The 21,690-nt window shown below is 68.1% G+C and carries 15 protein-coding genes; 5 read left to right on the top strand and 10 right to left on the bottom strand.

Annotated features, from left to right (window positions below; genetic code table 11):
• Positions 1-68 precede the first annotated feature (68 nt).
• The 4 genes from AB0B72_RS09425 to AB0B72_RS09410 form a co-directional block, all read right to left on the bottom strand.
• On the bottom strand, positions 69-1,460 hold the full coding sequence (locus AB0B72_RS09425) for an extracellular solute-binding protein (protein ID WP_367738128.1): 1,392 nt from the start codon (positions 1,458-1,460) through the stop codon (positions 69-71).
• A gap of 194 nt (positions 1,461-1,654) precedes the next feature.
• Positions 1,655-3,820, bottom strand: coding sequence for an alpha/beta hydrolase (locus AB0B72_RS09420; protein WP_367738127.1), 2,166 nt, complete (start codon positions 3,818-3,820; stop codon positions 1,655-1,657).
• Positions 3,821-4,006: 186 nt separating this feature from the next.
• Positions 4,007-5,002: a LacI family DNA-binding transcriptional regulator gene (locus tag AB0B72_RS09415; RefSeq protein WP_367738126.1), complete on the bottom strand. Its 996-nt coding sequence runs from the start codon at positions 5,000-5,002 to the stop codon at positions 4,007-4,009.
• Positions 5,003-5,344: 342 nt separating this feature from the next.
• Positions 5,345-7,750, bottom strand: coding sequence for a glycoside hydrolase family 3 N-terminal domain-containing protein (locus tag AB0B72_RS09410; protein ID WP_367738125.1), 2,406 nt, complete (start codon positions 7,748-7,750; stop codon positions 5,345-5,347).
• Positions 7,751-8,070: 320 nt separating this feature from the next.
• Here AB0B72_RS09410 and AB0B72_RS09405 point away from each other — a divergent pair, with 320 nt between their 5' ends.
• Positions 8,071-8,940 carry a fumarylacetoacetate hydrolase family protein gene (locus AB0B72_RS09405; protein ID WP_367738124.1) on the top strand — a complete coding sequence of 290 codons (870 nt, stop codon included), beginning with the start codon at positions 8,071-8,073 and terminating at the stop codon, positions 8,938-8,940.
• Positions 8,941-9,042: 102 nt separating this feature from the next.
• On the opposite strand, the gene AB0B72_RS09400 is transcribed toward AB0B72_RS09405, so the two are convergent.
• The 3 genes from AB0B72_RS09400 to AB0B72_RS09390 all read right to left on the bottom strand — a co-directional run bounded on the left by AB0B72_RS09400 (position 9,043) and on the right by AB0B72_RS09390 (position 14,506).
• The gene (locus AB0B72_RS09400) at positions 9,043-11,904 is read right to left on the bottom strand and encodes an AAA family ATPase (RefSeq protein ID WP_367738369.1); all 2,862 of its coding nucleotides are present in this window, start codon (positions 11,902-11,904) and stop codon (positions 9,043-9,045) included.
• A gap of 200 nt (positions 11,905-12,104) precedes the next feature.
• Positions 12,105-13,385, bottom strand: a complete 1,281-nt coding sequence (locus AB0B72_RS09395; protein ID WP_367738123.1) for an MFS transporter — start codon at positions 13,383-13,385, stop codon at positions 12,105-12,107.
• 11 nt (positions 13,386-13,396) lie between these two features.
• A complete protein-coding gene (locus AB0B72_RS09390) occupies positions 13,397-14,506 on the bottom strand; it encodes a MerR family transcriptional regulator (protein WP_367738122.1) in 1,110 nt (369 codons plus the stop codon).
• A gap of 227 nt (positions 14,507-14,733) precedes the next feature.
• On the opposite strand from AB0B72_RS09390, the gene AB0B72_RS09385 reads away from it, so the two are divergent.
• From AB0B72_RS09385 to AB0B72_RS09375, 3 genes are all read left to right on the top strand, one after another.
• Entirely contained in the window at positions 14,734-15,369 is a 636-nt protein-coding gene (locus AB0B72_RS09385; RefSeq protein ID WP_367738121.1) for a DJ-1/PfpI family protein, read from the top strand.
• Between the two features lie 207 nt (positions 15,370-15,576).
• Complete coding sequence (locus tag AB0B72_RS09380) at positions 15,577-15,834, top strand: hypothetical protein (RefSeq protein WP_367738120.1); 258 nt, start codon at positions 15,577-15,579, stop codon at positions 15,832-15,834.
• A 53-nt stretch (positions 15,835-15,887) separates the two neighbouring features.
• Positions 15,888-16,556: a class I SAM-dependent methyltransferase gene (locus tag AB0B72_RS09375; protein WP_367738119.1), complete on the top strand. Its 669-nt coding sequence runs from the start codon at positions 15,888-15,890 to the stop codon at positions 16,554-16,556.
• Positions 16,557-16,742: 186 nt separating this feature from the next.
• On the opposite strand, the gene AB0B72_RS09370 is transcribed toward AB0B72_RS09375, so the two are convergent.
• The 3 genes from AB0B72_RS09370 to AB0B72_RS09360 form a co-directional block, all read right to left on the bottom strand.
• Positions 16,743-19,598 (bottom strand): glycoside hydrolase N-terminal domain-containing protein, encoded by a 2,856-nt coding sequence (locus tag AB0B72_RS09370; RefSeq protein WP_367738118.1) that lies wholly within the window; start codon positions 19,596-19,598, stop codon positions 16,743-16,745.
• Positions 19,599-19,691: 93 nt separating this feature from the next.
• Positions 19,692-19,862: a hypothetical protein gene (locus AB0B72_RS09365; protein ID WP_367738117.1), complete on the bottom strand. Its 171-nt coding sequence runs from the start codon at positions 19,860-19,862 to the stop codon at positions 19,692-19,694.
• A gap of 348 nt (positions 19,863-20,210) precedes the next feature.
• Positions 20,211-21,206 (bottom strand): zinc-binding alcohol dehydrogenase family protein, encoded by a 996-nt coding sequence (locus AB0B72_RS09360; RefSeq protein WP_367738116.1) that lies wholly within the window; start codon positions 21,204-21,206, stop codon positions 20,211-20,213.
• An 88-nt stretch (positions 21,207-21,294) separates the two neighbouring features.
• Between AB0B72_RS09360 and AB0B72_RS09355 the strand changes: the two genes are divergently transcribed.
• Positions 21,295-21,642: an ArsR/SmtB family transcription factor gene (locus tag AB0B72_RS09355; RefSeq protein WP_367738115.1), complete on the top strand. Its 348-nt coding sequence runs from the start codon at positions 21,295-21,297 to the stop codon at positions 21,640-21,642.
• The last annotated feature ends 48 nt before the right edge of the window (positions 21,643-21,690 follow it).

The following is a 21,690-nucleotide window of genomic DNA, read 5'->3' as shown; positions in this document are numbered from 1 at the left end:
GGCTCCGCAAAGTCGATGCCGGGGGGCGCGGGTGGGCCGGCCGGGGACGGACCGGCCCACCCGTGTTGTCACTGAACGGTGAATCCTTGTTCCTTGGCGTAGCCCGCCACGTCCTCCTGAAGGCGGTCGGCGGCCTGCGCACCGGTGGCGGAGCCCTCGATGATGGCACTGAGCTGCTTCGTCATGGCGTCGAGGTAGTACTGGCCGAACGGGGCGTAGGTCATGCCCTTGTAAGCGTTCGCCGCGGGGACGTAGACCTCCTTGTTCGCCTGCTGGCCGTCGAAGAACGCCACCTTGAGGTCCACGAACTTGGGATTGTTGAGCGCGTTGAGATTCAGCGGGAAGATGATCTGGTTGGTCCAGCCGTCGGTGAGCGACTCCTCGTCGGCGTAGAGGCCGTACGCCACCTTCGCCGCGAGTTCGGGGTTCTTGGCCTGGCTCGTCACCGAGAAGGCCGACCCGCCCCAGTTCACCTGCACCGGGTTGCCGGCATCCCACTGCGGGAGCGGCGCCACCGCGAACTTGCCGGTGTCCTTGCCCTTGCCCACGCCTGCGCCGGTGAGGTATCCGGGCGCCCAGGCCGCCGATATGTACGTCGCGTACTTACCGTTGACCACACCGGCGATGTACTCCGGCGTGAACTGGTCCTGCGTCCCGACCACGCCCTTCTTGGCGAGACGTCCCCAGTAGTCGAGCACATCCTTGGACGCCTGGTCGTTCAGCTTGATGCCGATCGACTCCGGCCGCGCCGGATCGTAGGTGAACGGATTCGCGCCCTTCTGGATCTGCAGCGACATCATGACGGCCGGCACGTTCGCGCCCAGGTCGCCGAACAGCGGGCCCCCCGCGTCCTTCACCTTCTGCGCCGCCTGCTCGTACTCGGCCCACGTCTTCGGCGGCTTGATGTCGTACTTGTCGAAGATGTCCTTCCGGTAGATCATCGCCATCGGTCCGCCGTCGACCGGCACGCCGTAGACCGCGCCACCGATCGAGACGTCCTTCCACGCTCCGGGGCCGTAGTTGTCCTTGACGGCGTCATAGCCGTACTTCTTGATGTCGACGAGGCCCTTCTGGATCTGGAAGGTCGGGATCCGGTCCGCCTCGATCATGATCACGTCGGGGGCGCCGGTGCCCGCCGAGATGGCCGTCTGGAACTTGTCGTACTCGTCACCCCCCTGGCCGACGTTGGTCCAGCAGACCTGCACCTCGTTGTTCTGCTTGTTGAAGTTGTCGACGACGAGCTGCGTGTTGGGGTACCAGCCCCAGAAGGTCACGACCGGCAGGTCCTTCTTGCTGATCTTGTTCGTGCAGTTGCTCGCGTTGTTCCCGCCCGCGTTGTTCGCGGCCGGGGCGCTTCCGCCCGCGGTGGTTCCGCCGCCTCCTGCGTCGGGGGCGCAGGAGGCGAGCGCGCTCGCGGCGGCGACCATGGCCGCCGTGACAAGTAATCTTCTCGTCTTCATTGACATATCTCCCTTTCGGGGTCACAGCGCACAAGGGGTCCATGCGCCGCCGCTGAGGCCGAGTGATCGGCCGGGACGGGGCGCGGACGACACGATCCGCGCCCCGTCCCTCCTGCCGATACTCATGTGAGCGCTCGCACGCTCCCGTGTCCGAAGACGGACCACCTCCCGGTGGAGCCCTCGGACGGACCCGACTAGCGCTTGAACAGGCGCGGAGCCAGGTCGATGAGGTTCTTCTGCCACACGTCCCAGCCGTGCGGCCCGGGGGTGACCCCGTCGAACTCGTAGTGGACGCCGAGACTGTCCATCGTGGTCAGTCCCGCCATGAACGACGGGTACACGAAGTCGGTCACGTCGCCGACGTACACGCGGAACAACTTGGTCTTGCTGTTGATCGCCGCCACGTCGACACCGGTGCCGCTGCCGAACCCGGCTGAGAACGCCGCGACGTAGGCGAACTCCCCCGGGTAGGCCTTGAGCACGCCGATCGCCTGCCCACCGCCCATCGAGAGGCCGGCGAGGGCCTGCCCTGACGGGTCGCTGGAGATGTGGTAGCGGGCACGGGCCGCCGGGACGATGTTCTCCAGCAGCTCCTTGTTGAAGTTGGACGAGTTGCCGTTGCCCATCACGACCACCATCGGCACCAGATCCCCGTCGAGGAACTCGTGGTCGAGGATCTGCTTGGCGCGGCCCATCTCGACCCAGTCCGTGTAGTTCTGGCCGCTACCGTGCTGGAGGTAGAGGACGGGATACGGCTCCGCGCGGTTCGGGTCGTAGCCGGGCGGGGTCCACACCAAGGCGGTCCTCTCCTGGTTCGCCACGGTGCTCTGGTACGTCAGGCTCTCGACCTTTCCGCCCTGACCCTCTGGAACGTCCGAAAGCAGGCGTGACCTCTCCCCGGAGACGAAGAACGTGCTCCACGTCGGCTCAGAGGTGATCTTCGTCGGGTTCGACGCGTCCTTGACCGAGACCCGGTCGACGATGAACTTGTAGTAGTAGAACCACGGGGCGAGCGGGCCCACGGTCGCCCGCCACCGGTCGCCTTCACGGGACATCGGAACGCGCAGCCAGCTCCCGCCGGGAGCGATGTTCGCCCACACCGTGACGTGCTGAGCGTCCGTGAAGTCCGTCGTGGTCTCGAAGGTGACGAAGCCGTCCTTGGTCACGAACGGCGTCGGGGTGGTGCCGGGCGACGGCGGGGCGAACTCGCCCTTCAGCGGCCCGTGACCGGCGCTCGGACCATGGTCCGGCACCTTGCGGAACAGGCGCGGCACGAAATCGATCAGGTTCTCCTGCCAGGCGTTCCAGTTCCCCCCGGCGTCCGGGTTGACCCCGTCGAACTCGTACCTGACACCGGCGCGCTCCAACGCCTTCGTCAGGCGGTTGGTCGCGTTGTACGCGGGATCGGTCACGTTCCCGGTGTACAGACGCACCAGCTTGAGGTCGCGGTTGATCGCCTTCGCGTCCGGCCCGCCGGCGCTCTCCGTGAGCAGGCCCGAGAACGAGCCGGTGTAGGCGAACTCGCCCGGCTTGGTCAGAGCGGCACGCAGCGCCTGCGTCCCGCCCTCGGACACACCGGCGATCGCCTGGTGCGCCGGGTCGCGGAGGACGTGGTACTTGTCCGCGACCACCTTGCGGAGGTCCTTCAGCCCCTTGTCGTCAGCCGGCCCGTCGCCGCCGCTGATCACAACCACCATCGGCTCCATGGAGCCCTGGACCGACAGGTTGTCGAGGATCTGCTTGGCCCGGCCGAGGTCGAGCCAGTCGGTGGCGGCCTGCCCCTCGCCGGACTGGAGAAACAGCGCCGGGTAATTCTTGGGACCTTTGGAACCCCCGGCCTGGTAGCCGGGCGGCGTCCACACCAGAGCCGACCGCTCCTGCTTCTTGACCTGGTAGGTCAGGGTCTCGACCTTGCCCCCCTGTCCCTGGGGCGCGTCCGCCAGCAGGCGCGCCGAGTCGCCCGCGACGAAGAAGGTGCTCCACAGAGGCTTGGACGCCACGCCGGCGCCGTTCGTCGGGTCCTTGAGGCCCTTGGTGTCATCGCCCGTGACCTGGTAGGAGTACAGCCCCGGCTTGAGCGGGCCGAGGACCCCCGACCAGACGTCGCCCCGGCGGGTCAGACCGAACTCCGCCCAGGTCGAGGAGGGGCCGAAGTTCCCCTCGATGACCACCTGCGACACCTGGCCCGCGTTGGCCTGGACGTAGGCCGCCGGGACGGTGAACGACGCGTAGCCGTTCTCCGAAACACTCAGCCAGGGTGTGTCCGCCGCAGCCGGTCGCGGTGCGAGTGACACCGCCGCGATCGCCATGACCCCGGCGGCGATCGCCGCCGAGAGCCGTCGCGCGCCCGTAGGACGCATACTGCTGTGATACGGTAACGCCATACCGAAACTCCTCTGATGGCCGGCAGCGGGTGGGCCGCTTAGCCGACCTAGTTTCTCGGTGATGTAACGCGGTTTCTGTGTGTCCGCACCTCCGTTCGTCGTGGGCTCGTTGTGTATTCGTGAACGCCAGGTGCACCCGAATGGTGCACCTGTGGCCGGGTGTCAGGGTCTCGTCGCGTGCTTCGGTGGCGCCGTGGAGCCGCGGACCACCAATCGGGTCGGGAGCACTATTTGGCGGGGGCCCTCCCACTCGCCGGTCACCAGCGACTTCAGCATGCGCGCAGCCTCGTGGCCGAGGCGGTACATCGACTGGTCCACCGTGGTCAGCGCCGGCTCGGCCAGCGCCGACTCCGGAATGTTGTCGAATCCGGCCACCGACAGGTCGCCGGGAACGTCGAGCCCCAGCCCCTTCGCGACCTCCAGGACCTTCAGGGCCATCCCGTCGCTCGCCGCGAAGATCGCCGTCGGCCGGTCCGGCCTTTCCAGCAACGCGCGCGCCAGCGGGATCGCGGACTCGGGATTGAAGTCCCCTCTGCCGATCAACGTCGGATCGACCGGAACTCCCGTTTCGGCCAGCGCCGTACGGTACCCCTCTTCACGCGACCATGCCGCCGCGAGGCTGGAACGGCCCGCGATGAATCCGATGCGCCGATGGCCCAGGCCGAGCAGATGCTCGACCACCTGGATGGCACCCGCGAGGTTGTCCGCCGTCACCGACGGCGCCGTCGAGTCCCTCACCGGATCGATGACCACGACCGGAGTGCTGCTCCGCACCTCACCCCAGGGCGTGACGACGATGCATCCGTCCGTGAGCGTGCCCGACAGGCGGGTCAGATGCCGCTGCTCCCAGCCCTCCGAATACGTCCCGTAGAGGTCGCTGTTGGCGTAGATGATCAAGTCGAAGCCTGACTGGGTCAAGGCCTCCATCACACCCTTGAGCACCTCGGCCGTGTAGGACTGGAAGCTGTGGGTCACCAGGCCCAGGACATCGGTACGGCTGCGCCGCAGGCTCGTCGCCACCAGACTCGACTCGTAGCCCAGCCGCTCAATGGCCGTACGGACCTGCGCGGTGGTGCCGGCACTGACGCCGTAACGCCCGTTGACCACCCGCGACACGGTTGCGACGGAGACGCCGGCCAGCCTCGCGACATCACTCATCGTCACCGGAGCTCCGCCATCGACCATGCGGCCCTCTCTGGTTGCAATCGTTATCGGTTACGTTTCCGGCTTTTAACGTAAGTGAGAACGAATGCAAACACAAGACCTTTTCGGCCTCTCACTATCCCGGCCGTGGGCCCTATAAGGACATGACCGGAATGCCCAGGCCGGCCGGTGCAGGGACGGCGCCACAGGCGTCGACGACCTGGGGAATGACCGGCGGTCGGCGGCGGACGGCCGGTGCCGGGCGCCTGTGTTGGGCGGATGACGAACGGCGGGTCGCGGAGTACCGCTCCTCCGCCACCCGCCCAGAGCCACGGCCACCCGTCTCGCCTCACACCGTCATCTCATCCGAGCGGGTGAGGTCTCCGGCGGCGGTTCGCCGGCACTGACTGTGCCCGTGTAGGCCTTGTGGACCTTCGGCCGGTCAGCGTCGCCGGTGATGGTGAACGTGCCCGCGAAGGTGTGGGTGTCCGAGGAGAAGCCAACGTATACCTCGATATGTCCGGTTTCTACCGTGTAGTCCATATCTCGGTCGTAGAAGCCAAGCTGGCCTGTGGGCAGGTGGAAACGTACGGCCGTTCGCTCCCCGGCACCGGCGGACACGCGGGCGAAGCTCTTCAGTTCGAGCACCGGCCGGGTGACCGTCGCCTGCGGGTCGCGAATGTAGAGCTGGACGACTTCCTCGCCGGCTCGATCGCCGATGTTGGCCACGGTCACCTCCACGGTGACGCCGTCCCCGGCGGGCACTTCGGTGCGGTCCAGCATGGCCTGTTCGATGACGAACGGGGCGTACCCGAGACCGTGACCGAAGCAGTATCGCGGGCTGACGGGCGAGTCGACGTAGTCGCCGTGCCAGTGTGACCGTCCGCCGGACACCTTGTGCCCGTAGAAGACGGGTATCTGGCCCACGGAGCGCGGGTAGGAGAGCGGCAGCTTCCCGCTCGGGTTCACGTCGCCGAACAGAACCTCGGCGATCGCCTGTGCCCCGGTCTGCCCGGGCAGCCAGGCCATCAGCACCGCGGCGCATTCCTCGTGCAGGAAGTCGCCGCCGACCGGCCGGCCGGCGACGAGCACCGCCACCACGGGGGTGCCGGTGGCGACGACGGCGCGTACGAGGTCCTCCTGGACACCGGGCAGCTCCAGGCTCGACCGGTCCCGCGACTCTCCCGTGGTGGCCTGGGTCGTCAACCCCGAACGGTCCCCCATGACCAGCACCGCGACGTCGGCCGCCGCGGCGGCCGCGACCGCCTCGTCGAAACCGTCCTTCGACGTGCCGGTCACGTCGCAGCCACGCGCGTAACGCACCCGGTCCCCCAGCCGGGCCGTGAGCGCGTCACGCACCGAGGGCAGCCCGTCCGAACCCTCCTCGAACTCAAGGTCGTCCGGGACCGTCATCATCTGGCCGAGCAAGCCCTGCCGTTCGCGCGCCTGCTTCAACGACTCGATGTGCGCCGCGAAGGAGTAGTCACCGAGCAGGTGCCGCGCGTCGTCGGCGTTCGGCCCGATGAGAGCGACCGTTCCGCTGCTGGGCCGCAGTGGCAGGATGCCGTCGTTCTTGAGCAGGACGAGGCTGCGGCGGGCGATTTCGAGCGCCACCTCCTGGTGCGGCTCGACGTTCACCGTCAACGCGACCGCGGCCTCGTCGACGTAAGGGTTCTCGAAGAGGCCCAGCTCGAACTTGTGCCGGAGAACCCGCGAGACCGCTTCGTCGAGGTCCCCTTCGCCGACCTCGCCGGCGTCCAGGGCACGTGCCAGCGCGTCCGTGTACGCATCCGTCGCCGGAAGCTCGACATCGGTGCCCGCGGTGAGCGCGAGAGCCGCCGCTCGCCGCTTGTCCTCCGCGAAGTGGTGATACGAATGTAGATCGTCGACGCCGAAGTAGTCCGACACGACGGTCCCCGTGAAGCCCCACTCCCCCCGGAGGACATCGCCGAGAAGCTCACGGTTGGCATGGCAGGGAATCCCGTCCAGCTCGTGGTAGCCGGCCATCACCGACTCGAGCCCCGCCTCGCGGACCGCCGCCTCGAACGGATACAGATACACCTCCCGCAGCAGACGAGGTGGCAGGTGCGCCGGCGCCCAGTTCAACCCGCCCTCGGAGGCCCCGTAACCGACGAAGTGCTTGGCCGTCGCGATGACGCCCTCCGTCAGAGAAGCGCCTTGAAGGCCCCGGACGAACGCCACACCCATGCGGGCCACCAGATACGGGTCCTCCCCGTAGGTCTCCTCCGTCCGGCCCCACCGCGGGTCCCGCACCACGTCCAGCACCGGTGAGAGCCCCTGGTGGCTTCCCATCGCGCGCATCTGCGTACGAACGGCGTCCGCCAGCCGCCGGTTGAGCTCCGGCTCCCAGGTGCTCGCGACACCGATCGCCTGAGGAAAGACGGTCCCCTCCCGTGCCATCAGTCCGGAGCAGACCTCCTCGTGCACGATCGCCGGTATCCCCAGCCGGGTCTCCGTCGTCAGGAACCGCTGGATCGCGTTCGCCACCCGCGCCACCTGATGCGCCTTCAGACTGGTGGCTCCCGCGATACGGGTCACGTGCCCCAGGCCGTGCCGGAGGACCGCCCGCGCCCGCTCCGCCGAGAACCGGCCACCCTCAATCACGGAGAACGCCCAGGCACTCCCCAACTGCGCGAGCTTCTCCTCCCGGGTCATCCGGGCCATCAGATCCGCCACGCGCTCCCCCACGGGCGTGGCCGGATCGGCGTAAATCGCTCCTGACTCCCGCCTCACAGTGGTCACCTAGTCACCCCAATCACCGCTGGGACCTCATTCCCGGCGTCATCGATCGCGTTGAACCCCCCGCCCGGCAAGACCGTCCCGCGCCCATCGCCACCCGGTGCCCGGCGCCGATCACCTGAATCTCGCCACCTTCGCAAACGTGATCGGTAACGTTTACAATCCAACCGTCCCCGATCACATCTGCTTTGTCCAGAGCTCGCACGGGAGACCTGCGCGACCGGCCGGCCCGACTTTCAACGTCAGAGTCGTCCACGGCCGGAGAGCCGCCGCGGCCTCCGCCCCCTGACGTCAACCACCTCAACACAGAGGGGAAGACCCGAGTGCACATCGTCCGATACCGGAGTGTCAGCGACTCCCGCCCACGCATCGCAGTGTTGAATGACGGCGTCCTGTCCACCCTGCCGGTCGCCGGAATGTTCGAGCTTCTGAACCACAGAGTTGAGGAGATCGAACGGATGTGCGCCGACGCCGTCCCCGACTCCTCGCTCAGCGAGGTGCGTCTGCTCGCCCCCGTGGACGGCGCCATGGAAGTGTGGGCCGCAGGCGTGACCTACCTGCGCTCCCGGGACGCACGGGTGGAGGAAAGCACCCTCAAATCGGTCTACGAGCTGGTCTATGACGCCGAGCGTCCCGAACTGTTCTTCAAGTCGCCCGCCTGGCGGGTGGTCGTCGACGGCGAACCCGTCGGTATCCGCTCCGACTCGGAGCTCAACGTTCCCGAGCCCGAGCTGGCTCTCGTGATCAACCGCTTCGAGCAGATCGTCGGCTACGTGGTCTGCAATGACATGAGCTCACGATCGGTGGAGGGCGAAAACCCGCTCTACCTACCGCAGGCCAAGCTGTACGCCGGAGCATGCGCCCTCTCCTCCGGCATCAGGCCTGCTTGGGAGGTCGAGCCCTCCGACCTCGCCATCCGCCTGACGGTTGCTCGCGAAGGCGCTGTCGTCTGGGATGGCACGACCTCCACAAAGCAGATCCGGCGCCCGTTCACCCAGCTGACCGCCTATCTCTTTCACTCCGAGAACCATCCCCACGGGGTCGTTCTCGCCACTGGGACCGGCCTGGTGCCTGATCTCGACTTCCGGATACACGCGGGCGACCGCATCACCGTGACGATCGACGAGATCGGCGAACTCCGCAATCCGGTTGTCGCAGGCAAGGGCCACTTCGACTTTCTGACGCCCCCGTGACGCCGGAAACGATCGCGTGTGAGGGAGAGGCGCGCTCATGCCCTCCTTTCGCGACCCGTGCACCGCGGCGGGCCGGGAGGCGAGAGAGCCTGAAACGGTCGGTTAAGCGCCCTTGATGAGCTCAGGGCATTCTTCGGCGACGATGCAGGCCAGCTCGGTACGGGATGCGATGTCGAGCTTGCCGAACATCCGGCGAAGGTGGGTGGACACCGTGTGGGGGGAGAGGAACATCCGCTCGGCGGCCTGACGGTTGGTCATCCCCCGGGCGATCAGGCCGGCCACCGCGCGTTCCGTGTCGGTGAGGCTGTCCCATCCGAAGGTCGGCCGCTGGGATTGAGTCCAGTGGCGACGCCGCACACCCAGCGCCCGCAGCCGAGCCCGCGCCCGAGCCACGTCCCAGAGCGCACCGATGCGCTCGTAGCCCTCGAGCGCCTCCTCCAGGCTCTCGACGGCCTTCGCGGCGGCATCGGCGCCGGGAACGCCGGCCCACAAGACCCCGAGGTCTTCGGCGACCAAGGCGCGTGCCCACGGTTCGGGCTGATCGGCGGCGGCGGCCAACGCGCCGGGGTCCTGATGGAGAATGCCGCGGGCATGGGCGAACGTGGTGGCGAAGACGGGGAAGTCCGGGTTGTTTCTGGCCAGGTACTCGGCCGTGTCAACGATGGCCTGCGCATACGGGCGGTTCGCCGCGGCCAGCGCCAGCCGGGTCATCCAGGCGGCCGTGAGAGGCGTCGTGAGGAGTGTCCAGCGCCGCTCCTCCTCGTCGGTGTAAATGGTGTGCAGCACCTCGATCGCCCGTCCGGTGTCACCTTGGGCCTCGGCCACCGCCGCCATCACCCACCTTTCCCACACCGATCCGAACAACATCTCGGGCGCGGCGGGTATGGACTGGAAGCGTTCGATGTGCCTGACCGCGGCGTCGAGGTCGCCCCGCCGCAGGGCAAGGACAGCGAGTATGGACAGCCCGACGCGGATGAATCCGTGTGTGCCCAGCTCTTCGGCGATCGTTTTCCCGGTCTGGGCCTCGGCGGCGGCGTCGTCAAGCCGGCCGGCGCCCAGGTTCAGAACGGAGCGGAACAGTGCGGGTTGTGCGGCGAGCACGGTCAGCCCGAGGTCGTTGATCTCCTCCTCGGCGGCCTGGATGGCGATGTCGGCCGCATCGAACCGACGCACGGCTCTGTAGTGGAGGCTCAGTATCAGGCGCGTATACGGGCGCTGGATGGCTTCGGCGGTGCCGCTGTCGGTGATGTGCAGGGCTTCGCAAAGATACGCGAACGAGTCGGCGATCCGCCCGTCGACCATCGCGAACCGGGCGAGCAGCAGGAGAGCTCCAACCACGGCGGCATCGGTGTGCCGCTCCCGATCGGCCAGAACGGCTTCCGCCTGTTGCCGTCCTTTCTGGAAGTCGTTCAGCCAGGTAAGCCCCCAGAACATCGTCCATTCGGCGATGCCGCGAAGGTCCTCGGGCAGGTCTTTCTGGGCGAGCAGGCTTTCTGCCTCGGATATCGCATCCGCCGGTCGGCCGCTCAGCAGCAGGATGTGGGCCAGCGCGCATCGCAGGCGAGGCGCGTGGCAGGCCGGGGCCCTGCCCAGTGCGGCACGGGCAAGATCGGCCGCCTCGGACAGCCGTCCGATGACCGTCAGGGCGTCGACCGCCGTGGCGGCGCGACAGAACCAGCCAGGGTCGGTGGAGCCGCTGAGTTCGAGCGCCCGCAGGGCGAGGTCGGCGGCGGTCTGAGGTGAGGACCGCAGCACCTCCTGCGCGGCTTGGTCCAGTGCGAGCAGTGCGGAGGCATCGCCGTGACCGGCGCTGTGAATCAGATGCGTGGCGGCCGGAACGGCCGACCCGCCTCGCTTGAGCAGCATCTCCCCTACGTCGTGGTGCAGGGCCCGGCGTACGGGGGCGGGGATGGACTCGACCACGGCCTGCCACAACAGATCGTGCCGGAAGGTCAGCTCGTCCCCGGAGGATTTGACGATGCCAGCCGACATCGCCTCCTCCAGCATCGGCAACAGCCCGCTGGTTGACTCGCTGAGCATTTCGGCCAGATCCCTCACCGAGAACGAACGGCCCAAGATTCCGGCGCACTGCAGCAGATGCCTGGTCCGTGCGGACAACTCCTCCAGGCGTTCTTGCGTGACCGCCTGAGCCTGCGGCAGCCGCGCCGAAACCATCCGCGCGCGATCATCGGTGATCTGGAAGACGCCCTCACTTTTGAGCTTCTCCAGGAGATCGACGAGCAGGAAGGGATTGCCGTCAACGATGTCGGCCAGGGCCAGCACGTCCGGCTCGGGCGCTGCTCCAAGGACATCGGTGACGACGTCCGCCACTGCTCGCTCGTCCAGCGCCTCCAGCGTGATCCGGATCGCGCCATCACGTTCCAGCACGTCGAACAGGCGATTGAGGCGGGAGTCGTCGCCGCTGCCGCTGGTGCGAGACAGCATCCAGACAATCGGGTAGGAGGCGAGATCTCTGGTCATCGACCGCAGCGCCAGCAAAGTCATCGGATCGGCCCAATGCAGGTCATCCAACGCGAGGAGCATCGGTTCCTGAGCCACCCGCTGCTCCAACGGTTCCTGCAGTTGTTCCACCAGCAGCAGTCGCTGATCGGCCGGACCGTAGATCTTCATGTGACCGCCCTTGGGAAGCGTGCGGCCCGATTTCCCGAGCGCCGATGTCAGCGGGGCCAATGGCACGAGCTGGGTCAGTTCGTCCGCGGCGCCTTGGGCGACTCCCAGCCCCGCCCTCGCTGCCGCGGCGGCGGTTATGCCGAGCATGCGACTCTTTCCGACGCCCGACCGGCCTTCGACCAGTAAGACCCCACCCCGCCCTACCTTGGCCGCCTGCAGCACTCCGACGACAAGCTTCCACTCCCGGGCGCGGCCCCGCCAGCCAGGCCACGATGATCGGCAAAAACCGGATCTGTCGCCAGTTTCACGGTCAACATGGGTGGAATGCCCCATAAATCCATAAATCACCCGCATGTCAGCCGTGTCAAGGGCGGGATCGGGGCTGCGGTTTCTCCGTGTTCGCGACGTCACCTTCAGGAGGCAGCCTTTGCTCGCTCGCGAATGCAACGCTTTTACCTGGATTTATCACTCTCAGGCCCTGAATCATGCGAGATCGCCTTAGGGCCAATACCGATCTCGAAAACAGTATTGGTTCACGGGTGCCGAGCGGTGTGGTGCCGCAGCTCGGGCACTGCCCATGCGATCACCGCCACGGTCACCGTGGCAAGTAGCCCACCAGCGCAGATCACCGTTCGGACACCGAAGATCGATGCGGCGGCCCCGTGCAGCAGGTTCGCTATCTGTGGACCCCCGATGAGCACGACGGTGAGCGACCCCTGGATCCGGCCGCGCATGGCATCGTCGGTGAGTGCCTGAGAGATGGCGTTGCGGAAGGTGCTCAGCACGAAGTTCACCGCACCGCCAAGGACGAGCGTCGCCAGCGCGATCCACAGCTGTGCGGCCAGTCCGAGGACCACGACGGTGATCCCCCATGCGGCGGCGGCCGCCGCCATCAAGGCGCCGTGGCGACGGGCGCGGGTGAACGTACCCGACAACAGGCCGACCGCGAAAACCCCGGCCGGGTAGGCGGCGTAAAGCAATCCCAGTTCCAGGCCGCCTCCCGCCAGGCCGCCGTAGGTGTGCTGGGCCAGCTCCGGGAACAGTGCGATCGGCATGCCGAAGGCCATGGCCGCGAGGTCCACCGCCAGCACCGCCACGAGCAGGCGGCTGGCGGCCAGGTACCGGAAGCCGGCCAGCACCTGGCCGATCACGGCACCACCTTGGCGGTACTGCGCCGCCGGGTCGTCCGCTGATCCTGTCGGGCGAGGGCGGGGCGGCAGCGACGGCAATTCGACGACGGCCCACACGACAGCCAGCAGCGCGACGGCGTCGAACAGATACAGCGTGCCCAGCCCGACAACCGGGATCAAGGCGCCGGCCAGCACCGGGCCCAGGATCGACCCCGCGTAGCGGACCAGGGAGCTGAGGCTGCTGGCCGCCGGTAACAACTCGACCGGGACGAGGCGGGGCACCACGGCACCCATCGTGGTCATGATCGCCCCGAAGCTCAGCCCTTGGCACGCCACCAACACCAACAGGACAGGGACCGAGGAACCACCCAGCGCCGCCTGGACCCACAAGGCCGCGTACGTCATCGCCAGGCCGCAGTTTGCGGCAAGCAGCAACCTCCGCCGGTCCATGACGTCGGCAAGGACGCCACCCCATAGCGCCGCCACGACCAGCGCGACGAACGACACCGCGCCGGCGACGCCCACCGCCGCCGACGAGCCGGTCACCGTGAACAGCTGCGTCGGTACCGCGGCCACGCTGAACGAACCGCCCACCGCGCAGACCGCCGAGGCCACCCACAACCGCCGGTAGGCCGCGATGGCCAGCGGGCGGCGGTCAACCGTGTAGGCGACGAGCGACCGCACCCCTGACGTGGTCACCATCCGGTGCCGTCACGGGTAGCCGGTGTTTCAAGCCTCACCACATCGGCGACCACGCAGGCGATGTTGTCGGGGGCGCCGGCGGCATACGCCCGCGCGACCAGTTCGTCGAGCACCTCCTGGGGGCCGCCCGGCCCGTTCAGCACCTCGCGCAGCGATCCGGCCGGTACGACGGTGGACAGCCCGTCGGAGCACAACAGGTACCGGTCACCGGCCACGGCCTCATGTAACGACAGGTCCGGCCGGGCCCCGCCTGTACCGGTCAGCGCCCGTACCAGCAACGAGCGTTGCGGATGCGAGGCCGCCTCCTCCGCACTCAGCCGGCCCTCGTCGACAAGCGACTGAACGTAGGTGTGATCCTGGGTGATCTGGAACAGCTCCCCGTCGCGCACCAGGTACGCCCGGGTGTCACCGATGTGCACCAGCGCCAGCCGGGACCCCGACCACAGCAGCGCGGTCAACGTGGTGACCGCCTCACCCGACGGTGTCGAGCCGGCGATGTTCCGGATCGCCCGGTCGGCCTCACCCACCGCATCGGCCAGCGCACCGAGCAGATCCTCGGCAGGCACGGTCAAGGTTTCCAGCGGCTTGAGCGCGTCGACGGCTGCGGTGCTCGCGCGGTCACCACCAGGACCGCGGACCCCGTCAGCCACCGCCAACAACCGGGCGCCGGCATACGCGGTGTCCTCGTTGCTCGTACGGACCAGTCCCAACTCCGACCGAGCGGCGTAACGGATCCCCAGCATGGTCGCGGCGTCTTCCACGGCGCTGCCTCTTCCCGACAGATAGTCGACGAGGAAGGTGGCCAACCGCCCGCGGGCGGCGGTCTCGGCCAGCACCTGCTCCCAGTAGCCGGCGACCTCCTCGGCCGCCGCCGGTGCAGGCAGGGCACACACCCGCCGGATACGGGCCAGCGGCATACCGACCCTCCGCAACCAGGCGATCAACCGGGCCTGCTCCAGCTGCGCCGGATCGTAGAACCGGTATCCCGACTCGCCGTCCACCGCGGCCGGCCGCAGCAACCCGAGTTCGTCATAGAGCCGCAGCGCCTTGGGCGACAGCCGGGCTGCCCGGGCGAACGCCCCGATCGTCAGCAGCTCCCGCACCACTCCTCCTCGCCCCGGCCACCGTAGCCGGTGCCGATGATGCTGCGGCTTCCCCCAAGGGGAAGGTCAACACAGCCCGCAGGCCCGCGCCCGCGGCAGCGCCGTCGGTAACGCCCCGCCGACCACCACCGCGCCACCGTGGGTGCCTCCGGCCGTCGGCTGTGATCGCATCGCACGTAGCATGGGGCGCACTCCACCCCTCCCGTTTGCAACTAAGGGGAACCGCTGTGCGTATCGTCGTACCGCTGTTCGATCGGTTCACCGCGCTGGACGCCGTCGGCCCCTACGAGGTGCTGAAATTCCTGCCGGAAGCCGAGATCGTGTTCGCGGCCGCCAAGTCCGGGCCGGTCCGGGATGTCCCCAAGTCCCTCGCCCTCACCGCCGATGCGGCCTTCGACGACATCGACTCATGTGACGTGCTGCTCGTCCCCGGAGGTCCGGGGACCCGCGGGCTGCTGGACGATGACGGACTACTCGACTGGATCCGCCGGATGCACGGAGGAAGTACGTGGACGACCTCGGTGTGCACGGGATCGTTGCTGCTGGGAGCCGCCGGGTTGCTCGTCGGTCTCTCAGCGACGACCCATTGGGGTGCGGTGGGCGTGCTGGAGTCCTTCGGCGCCATCTACACGCCCGAGCGCGTCGTGTTCCAGGAAAAGATCGTTACGGCCGCCGGGGTTTCCGCCGGGATCGACATGGCGCTCGCGCTGGCGGCCCACATCACCGATCAGACCACGGCCGAGGCGATCCAGCTCGCCATTGAATACGACCCGCAGCCCCCCTTCGACGCGGGATCTCCCGGTAAGGCATCTCAGGCGGCCAAAGACCTTATCGTCGGAGGCGGCCTCCGCCCTCCTCGCTGATTGAGCGTCCCGGCCGTGCCTGCCAAATCAGGGACGGCCCTCGTACCAGTCCTCGTCAGCGAACTGGTGACGAGTTTCGATGAAGGACGACGGACGGGGTGATCACCCGTTTCCGTCGGCCACGGCAGAGGGGCAGCGGACCGGCGACAGAGGCACCGGTCCGGCTTGACGCGCCCTGGTCACTTCTCGGCACGAAGGGTCTGCTTCATGAGCGAGTTCTTGCTTCCCAAGGTTCACATTGACGCCCTGCTGACCGCTGCTCTCGCATGGGAAGGCAAGGAGTACGAGCGATACCGTTTCAGGCGGAGATCGGCGGAGAATCCGGCCGTCCGAACGCAGGTGGTGCTCTCTCCGGAGACGGCCGACGAGCTCGGCCGGATCTTGTGGGGACAGAATTTCGACATGGCCGCCTGCCGGGCGCCCGTCAGGTCGCCTGGCCGATCGAAGATCGGGACATCTTCCTGACCTGGGCCTCCTGACAGCGACTTCTGCCCACCGATGGACTACAGTCCTCCGCCGTGGCCGAATCCTCCCCCTATCTCACCGCGACGGCGGACGCCTACGACGCCGTCGCCGATCTCTACACCGACTTCGTCCGAGGCTCGCTCGACCGCCTCCCGCTGGATCGCGCGATAGTCGCCGCGTTCGCCGAACTCGTACGGGCCGCCGGACCCCGGCCCGTCGCCGAGGCGGGCTGCGGTCCCGGGTACATGACGGCACACCTGCGCAACCTCGGACTGGACGCCTTCGGCGTCGATCTGTCTCCCGCAATGATCGACATCGCCCGCAGAGACCATCCTGACCTGCGTTTCGAGCTCGGTTCGATGGGCGCCTTCGACGTGGCCGACGGCGAGTTGGGCGGTCTGCTCTCCTGGTACTCCGTCATCCACGTCCCACCACCGGAGCTGCCGCCGTACTTCGCCGAGTTCCGCCGGGTGCTGGCCCCAGGCGGTTACCTCCTGCTCGGTTTCTTCGAATCCGAGGGCGGTCCGGTGCAGCAGTTCGACCACAGGGTCGCTCCGGCCTACCGGTGGCCGATCGACGAGGTGGCGGACTTGGCCCGCAAGGAGGAGTTCGTCGAGGTGGCGCGCATGTTGCGCGAGCCTCTGGAGGACGAACGATTCCGCCGCGGCCACCTGCTGATGCGCCGCGGCCCTACTACGGCAGACACAGACAGCATGGGATGAAAGCGCGACCGCTGACCGGCCGTAGGCCACGGAGGTGGCGCCGCGCCTGAGAGCCGGGAGGCACACGGCCCGGCCCGCAGCTGATCTGCTCATCGAGACGCGTATCGGCTCAGCGCTTCGCCGCGACCGGTGGCCGGTCGCGGCGAAGCCTGCGTACGCGTCAGACGTGCGGCGGGCCGTGACCCGTCACAGGTTCGTGATGGTCCACATGTTGTTGGCGTTGGTGTTCGGCGCCCACATGCCGACGTTGGAGCCGGCGGAGGTGTAGCCCATGCCGTCCAGGGCCGTGCCGGTGGTGCGGTTGATGATCTGGTAGCGGCCGCCGCCCGTGTCGTTGAGCCGCCACTGCTGGTTGTTGCTGCTGTTCCACGACGACTCCTTGGCGAGGGCGCCGTTGGAGCCGTTGCCCTGGCTGTCGATGACCAGGCCGTTGGTGCGGTTGACGATGCGGTACCAGCCGCTGCCCAGGTCGACGAGCTGGAACTGCTGGTTGTTGCCGCCGTTCCAGTTCCACTGCTTCAGGTTCGACCCGGAGGCGACGTTGCCGGCGCCGTCCAGCACCAGCCCGGTGGCGACGTTGGAGATCCGCACGTAGGTGGACGGCTGCGGCGACGTGCCGGTGCCCGTCAGCTTGTAGGTATGGCCGGCCTGGCCGGTGAAGCTGACGACGTCGGTCTCGGGCTTGGTGAAGGTGACGGCGCCGCCGCTCGCGGTGTCGACCACCTGGGAGGTGCCGGTGAAGATCCGGTTGCGCACGTTGACCGTGCCGTCGCGGTCGAACTTGACGAGGATCTCGGTGGCCGCGCCGGAGGCCCACGTCGTGTCCACGGTGTAGCCGCCGCGCCCCCGCAGGCCCTGCACCTTCCCGGCCGGCCAGGCGGACGGCAGCGCGGGCAGCACGTGCAGCTCGCCGTTGTGGCTCTGCAGCAGCATCTCGGCGATGCCGGACGTGGCGCCGAAGTTGCCGTCGATCTGGAACGGCGGGTGCAGGTCGAACATGTTCGGCGCGAGCCGGGCCGTCGTCACCAGCAGACGGATGAGCGTCTGCGCCCGGTTGCCCTCCTCCATACGCGCCCAGTAGTTGATCTTCCAGGCGAGCGACCAGCCCGTGCCGTCGTCGCCGCGCAGCTCCAGGGTCCGGCGCGCGGCGGTGTACAGCGAGGGAGTGCCGCGCTTGGTGATCTGGTTGCTGGGGTGCAGGCCGTACAGGTGGGAGATGTGCCGGTGGTTCTGCTCGGTCTCCACCCAGTCGTACAGCCACTCCTGGATGTTGCCGCGCGAGCCGACCTTCATCGGCGCGAGCCGGTCCCGGGCCGCCAGGACCCGCGTCCGGAAGTCGGTGTCGGTGCCGAGCACCTGGGCGGCCTGGGCGCAGCCGTTGAACAGGTCACGCAGGATCTGGTTGTCCATCGTGGGGCCGGCGCACACGCTGACGCCCGAGTGGTGCGGCAGTTCGGGAGAATTCGACGGGTTCGTGACCAGGTAGCCGAGGCTGGGTTCGGTCACCAGGGTGTCGAGGAAGAACTGCGCGGCGCCCTTCATCGCGGGGTAGTACTGCTGCAGGAAGCTCAGGTCGCCGGTGAACCGGTAGTGGTCCCAGATCAGGGTCGACAGCCACGCGCCGCCGGTCTGCCACATGCCCCACAGCGCGCCGTCGACGACCGACGTGGCGCGCCACGCGTCGGTGTTGTGGTGGGTCACCCAGCCGCCGGCGTTGTACTGCACCCGGGCGGTACGGGCGCCGGTGACCGCGAGCTCGCTGATCATCTTGAACACTGGCTCGTAGCACTCCGACAGGTTGGTGGTGTCGGTCGGCCAGTAGTTCATCGGCAGGTTGGCGTTGATGGTGTACTTGGAGTCCCACTGCGGGGTCAGCGAGTCGTTCCAGATGCCCTGCAGGTTGGCCGGCTGCGAGCCGGGGCGCGAGGAGCTGATCAGCAGGTAGCGGCCGAACTGGAACAACAGCGCCGAGAACTGCGGGTCGTTGGTGCTGTTGTGCTGGGCGATGCGCACGTCGGTCGGCTGGTCGGCCGCGGAGGTGCGGCCGAGGTCGAGCGTCGTGCGCCCGAACAACCGCTGGTAGTCGGCCACGTGCCGGGAGCGCAGGTCGTCGTAGGTCCTGGCGACGGCGGCGCTCAGGTTGTTGCGGGCGATGCCCTGGTAGTCGCCGCCGACGTTCTGGTAGTTGACGTAGCTGGAGCCGATGGAGATCAGCAGCGTCACGCTGTTGGCGCCGCGCACCTGCAGCGTGCCGCCGGAGCTGCTGACGGTGCCGCCGTCGGCGATCGCCCTGGCCAGCGCCAGGAACCGCACCGAGCCGCTCTTGCCCTCGAAGTCGCCAGAGATGCCGTCAAGGCCGACCGTCGCGCTGTCCGGGCTTGAGCGGGTCGTCCGCTGCGGGCTGTCGAACGTCGCGGAGAAGGTGATCGAGCCGGCCCGGTCGGCGGTCAGGCGGATGGCGATGACCTGGTCGGGTGCGCTGGCGAACGTCTCACGCCGATAGTTGATGCCGTTCTGCGAGTACGTCGTCGCCGTGGTGGCCGTGGTCAGGTCCAGCAGCCGGTTGTACCCCGAGACTCCGCTGGAGCCGCCGCTGAAGGTGAGCCGCAGGTTGCCCACGGTCTGGTAGGCCAGCTGCCCCGCGGGGCTCCCGAGCATGTTCTGGTCGATCAGGGTCTGGGCCTGGCTCCACTGGTTCTGGAAGACCGCCTGCCGGATCTGCGCCAGCGCGCCGGCGCCGCGCGTGTTGCTCTGGTCGTACGGCCCGCCGGCCCAGACGGTGTCCTCGTTCAGCTGCAACCGCTCGACGTCGACGTTCCCGAACACCATCGCGCCCAGGCGCCCGTTGCCGATCGGAAGCGCGCGCAGCCAATCGGTCCCGGCGCTCTCGTCGTACCACAAGGCCAGATCGTTCGCGGCGAGCACCTGCGCGGGCGCCACCGACCCGGCCCGCGCGACGGCCGTCCACTGCATCGGCAACAGCGCGGCTCCGGCTCCGACCGCGCCGAACCGCAGCAATTGTCGGCGCGACAAATCAGACATGTGAATTCTCCATCCCGAAGGGGTTGCGGACGGTGCTCTGGCCACGGCGGACACGGCGGACGTGGCGAGCGCCGCCGGGAGCCGTAGGTCTGGTCATCTGGTGATGGCGAAGGTGTCGATGTCGCACAGGTAGCCGGTGCCGATGGAAAGCGAATACAGCGGGCCGGAGACCGAGCGGGTCAGCCGCGGAAACGGCGACCGCGAGGCCGCGCGGGCCGGAAGCGCCGGCGCGGCCGGTGCCGGGAGCCACGGACGTCGGGACATAGGGATGGTTCCTTCCTGACATGAAGCAATCAGTCAGGCATGACGCACGCCGCCGCGCTGCCACATGTGCGTTGCTCGCAGAGAGTGCCGCTCTGCTTTTCTCGATGGATCTTGCCGCCAGACACCCGATGTTAAGTGCGCATTTCCGGGTGTCAAGCAGGGCAATAGCCGTACTGTGCGGGGACAGATCGGATCTCTATCGGGGAGCGATGTGCGGCTCGGCTCCCACCAGGAGTTTCGGCGCGGACGAGGGCAGAGGAAGGGCTTCTTCGGAAATGGAAAAGGCCGGACGCGAAGCGCCCGACCTGAAACTTTCACCTCAGCCAATTCGAAAACAGGCAGGAGCCTCTATTCCGTGGAGGTCACTCGTGCCACGTACTTGCCGTCGCCGCGGCCGTCGGCGAGCACCTGGTGAACGGCGGGCACGCCGGCGAGGGAGCCGACCTCGGTGACGGCGACCTCGAGCCGGCCGGTCGCGATCATGTCCAGCACGCGGCGCAGGGCGGCGGCGACACGCTCGGGAGCGGAGACGCTCAGGCCGCTGAGGCTGAACCCGCCGATCGCGACATTGCCGCCGATGAGCCTGCCCGCGGGCGGAAGCGGAGCGGGCTGCCCGCCGCCGGCATTGCCGAACAGCACGATCCGCCCGCCGGGCGCCGTGACCGCCAGATCGACATCGAGCATGCCGGTGCCAAGGGGGTCCAGGACGACGTCGACGCCACCTCCTCCGGTGGCCGCACGTACCGCCTCGCTCAGACCATCGCCACGAGCGATCACGACGTCGTATCCGCTCTGCCGTGCCGAGGCGATCTTGTCAGGGCGGCCGACGGTGCCGATGAGCAGGCCCCCGCCCATCGCGGGCGCCAACTGCGCGAGAGCGCTGCCCACACCACCGCCGGCCGAATGCACCAGCACGTTCTCACCGGGGGCGAGCCTGGCGGAGCCGGTCAGCAGCAGCAGGGCGGTCGAGAACGTGATCGGGGCGCCTGCCGCCGTGAGCGACGAGATCCGGTCTGGTAGCGGTACGGCGAGCACCGCACGCGTGAGTGCGACCTCGGCCAGGCCGCCTCCTGGAGTGATTGCGACCACCCGCTGCCCGACGGTGAGACCGCCGACACCCGCGCCGACCTCGCGTACGGTGCCCGCCACTTCCAGCCCCGGCACATACGGCCAGGCAGGCACGTATCCGACGTCGCCGCGGCGCGCCATCACGTCGAGGAAGTTCACTCCCGCACAGGCGACATCGATGGTCACTTCCCCCGGCCCCGGACGGGGGATGTCGATCTCTTGGACCTGTGTGCGGTCCGGCCCCTGCGACGGTGCGGTCATCACCAGAGCGCGCATCCCGGCTCCTCTTTCGATGTTCGACGTTTGTAGTAACTACGAAAGTCTTATCACCCATATACGATGTTTGTCGAAAGAGAGGTTCGAGATGCCCCGATCACACGGCCGCCGCGCGACGCTGGTCCACCCGGACGCCGCCGAGTTCGACGTGCTGGATGTGCTCCACGCCCTCGCCGACCCCACCCGCATGACTATCGTGCGGACCCTGCGCGCCGATCCGGAACGAGCCTGCGGCACCTTTCCTGTCGACGTCGCGCCTTCGACACTCACTCACCACTTCCGGGTGCTCCGAGAGGCCGGCATCATCCGCCAGCGCGAGGACGGCAACCGTCGCTGGACCGCACTTCGCTTCGAGGATCTCGAGGACCGCTTCCCAGGTCTCCTGGACACCATCGTCGACGCGTACGACCACCAGGCCGGCTCGGTCACCGCCTGACGCATCGGCGGGCCATTGTCGTAGCCGGTCGCTTTGTGGATAGCCTCG

The sequence above is a fragment of the Microbispora sp. NPDC049125 genome (assembly GCF_040802045.1).
GTDB lineage: Bacteria > Actinomycetota > Actinomycetes > Streptosporangiales > Streptosporangiaceae > Microbispora.
The sequence above is the reverse complement of the archived record's forward strand: the minus strand, read 5'-3'. Positions and strand labels throughout refer to the sequence as shown.

Excerpts from the sequence above, each read along its gene's own strand:
- AB0B72_RS09420 (WP_367738127.1), bottom strand. The coding sequence starts at position 3,820 with ATGCGTCCTACGGGCGCGCGACGGCTCTCGGCGGCGATCGCCGCCGGG.
- AB0B72_RS09400 (WP_367738369.1), bottom strand. The coding sequence starts at position 11,904 with ATGGGGCATTCCACCCATGTTGACCGTGAAACTGGCGACAGATCCGGT.
- AB0B72_RS09360 (WP_367738116.1), bottom strand. The coding sequence starts at position 21,206 with ATGCGCGCTCTGGTGATGACCGCACCGTCGCAGGGGCCGGACCGCACA.
- AB0B72_RS09415 (WP_367738126.1), bottom strand. The coding sequence starts at position 5,002 with ATGAGTGATGTCGCGAGGCTGGCCGGCGTCTCCGTCGCAACCGTGTCG.
- AB0B72_RS09380 (WP_367738120.1), top strand. The coding sequence starts at position 15,577 with ATGAGCGAGTTCTTGCTTCCCAAGGTTCACATTGACGCCCTGCTGACC.
- AB0B72_RS09355 (WP_367738115.1), top strand. The coding sequence starts at position 21,295 with ATGCCCCGATCACACGGCCGCCGCGCGACGCTGGTCCACCCGGACGCC.
- AB0B72_RS09425 (WP_367738128.1), bottom strand. The coding sequence starts at position 1,460 with ATGAAGACGAGAAGATTACTTGTCACGGCGGCCATGGTCGCCGCCGCG.
- AB0B72_RS09370 (WP_367738118.1), bottom strand. The coding sequence starts at position 19,598 with ATGTCTGATTTGTCGCGCCGACAATTGCTGCGGTTCGGCGCGGTCGGA.
- AB0B72_RS09365 (WP_367738117.1), bottom strand. The coding sequence starts at position 19,862 with ATGTCCCGACGTCCGTGGCTCCCGGCACCGGCCGCGCCGGCGCTTCCG.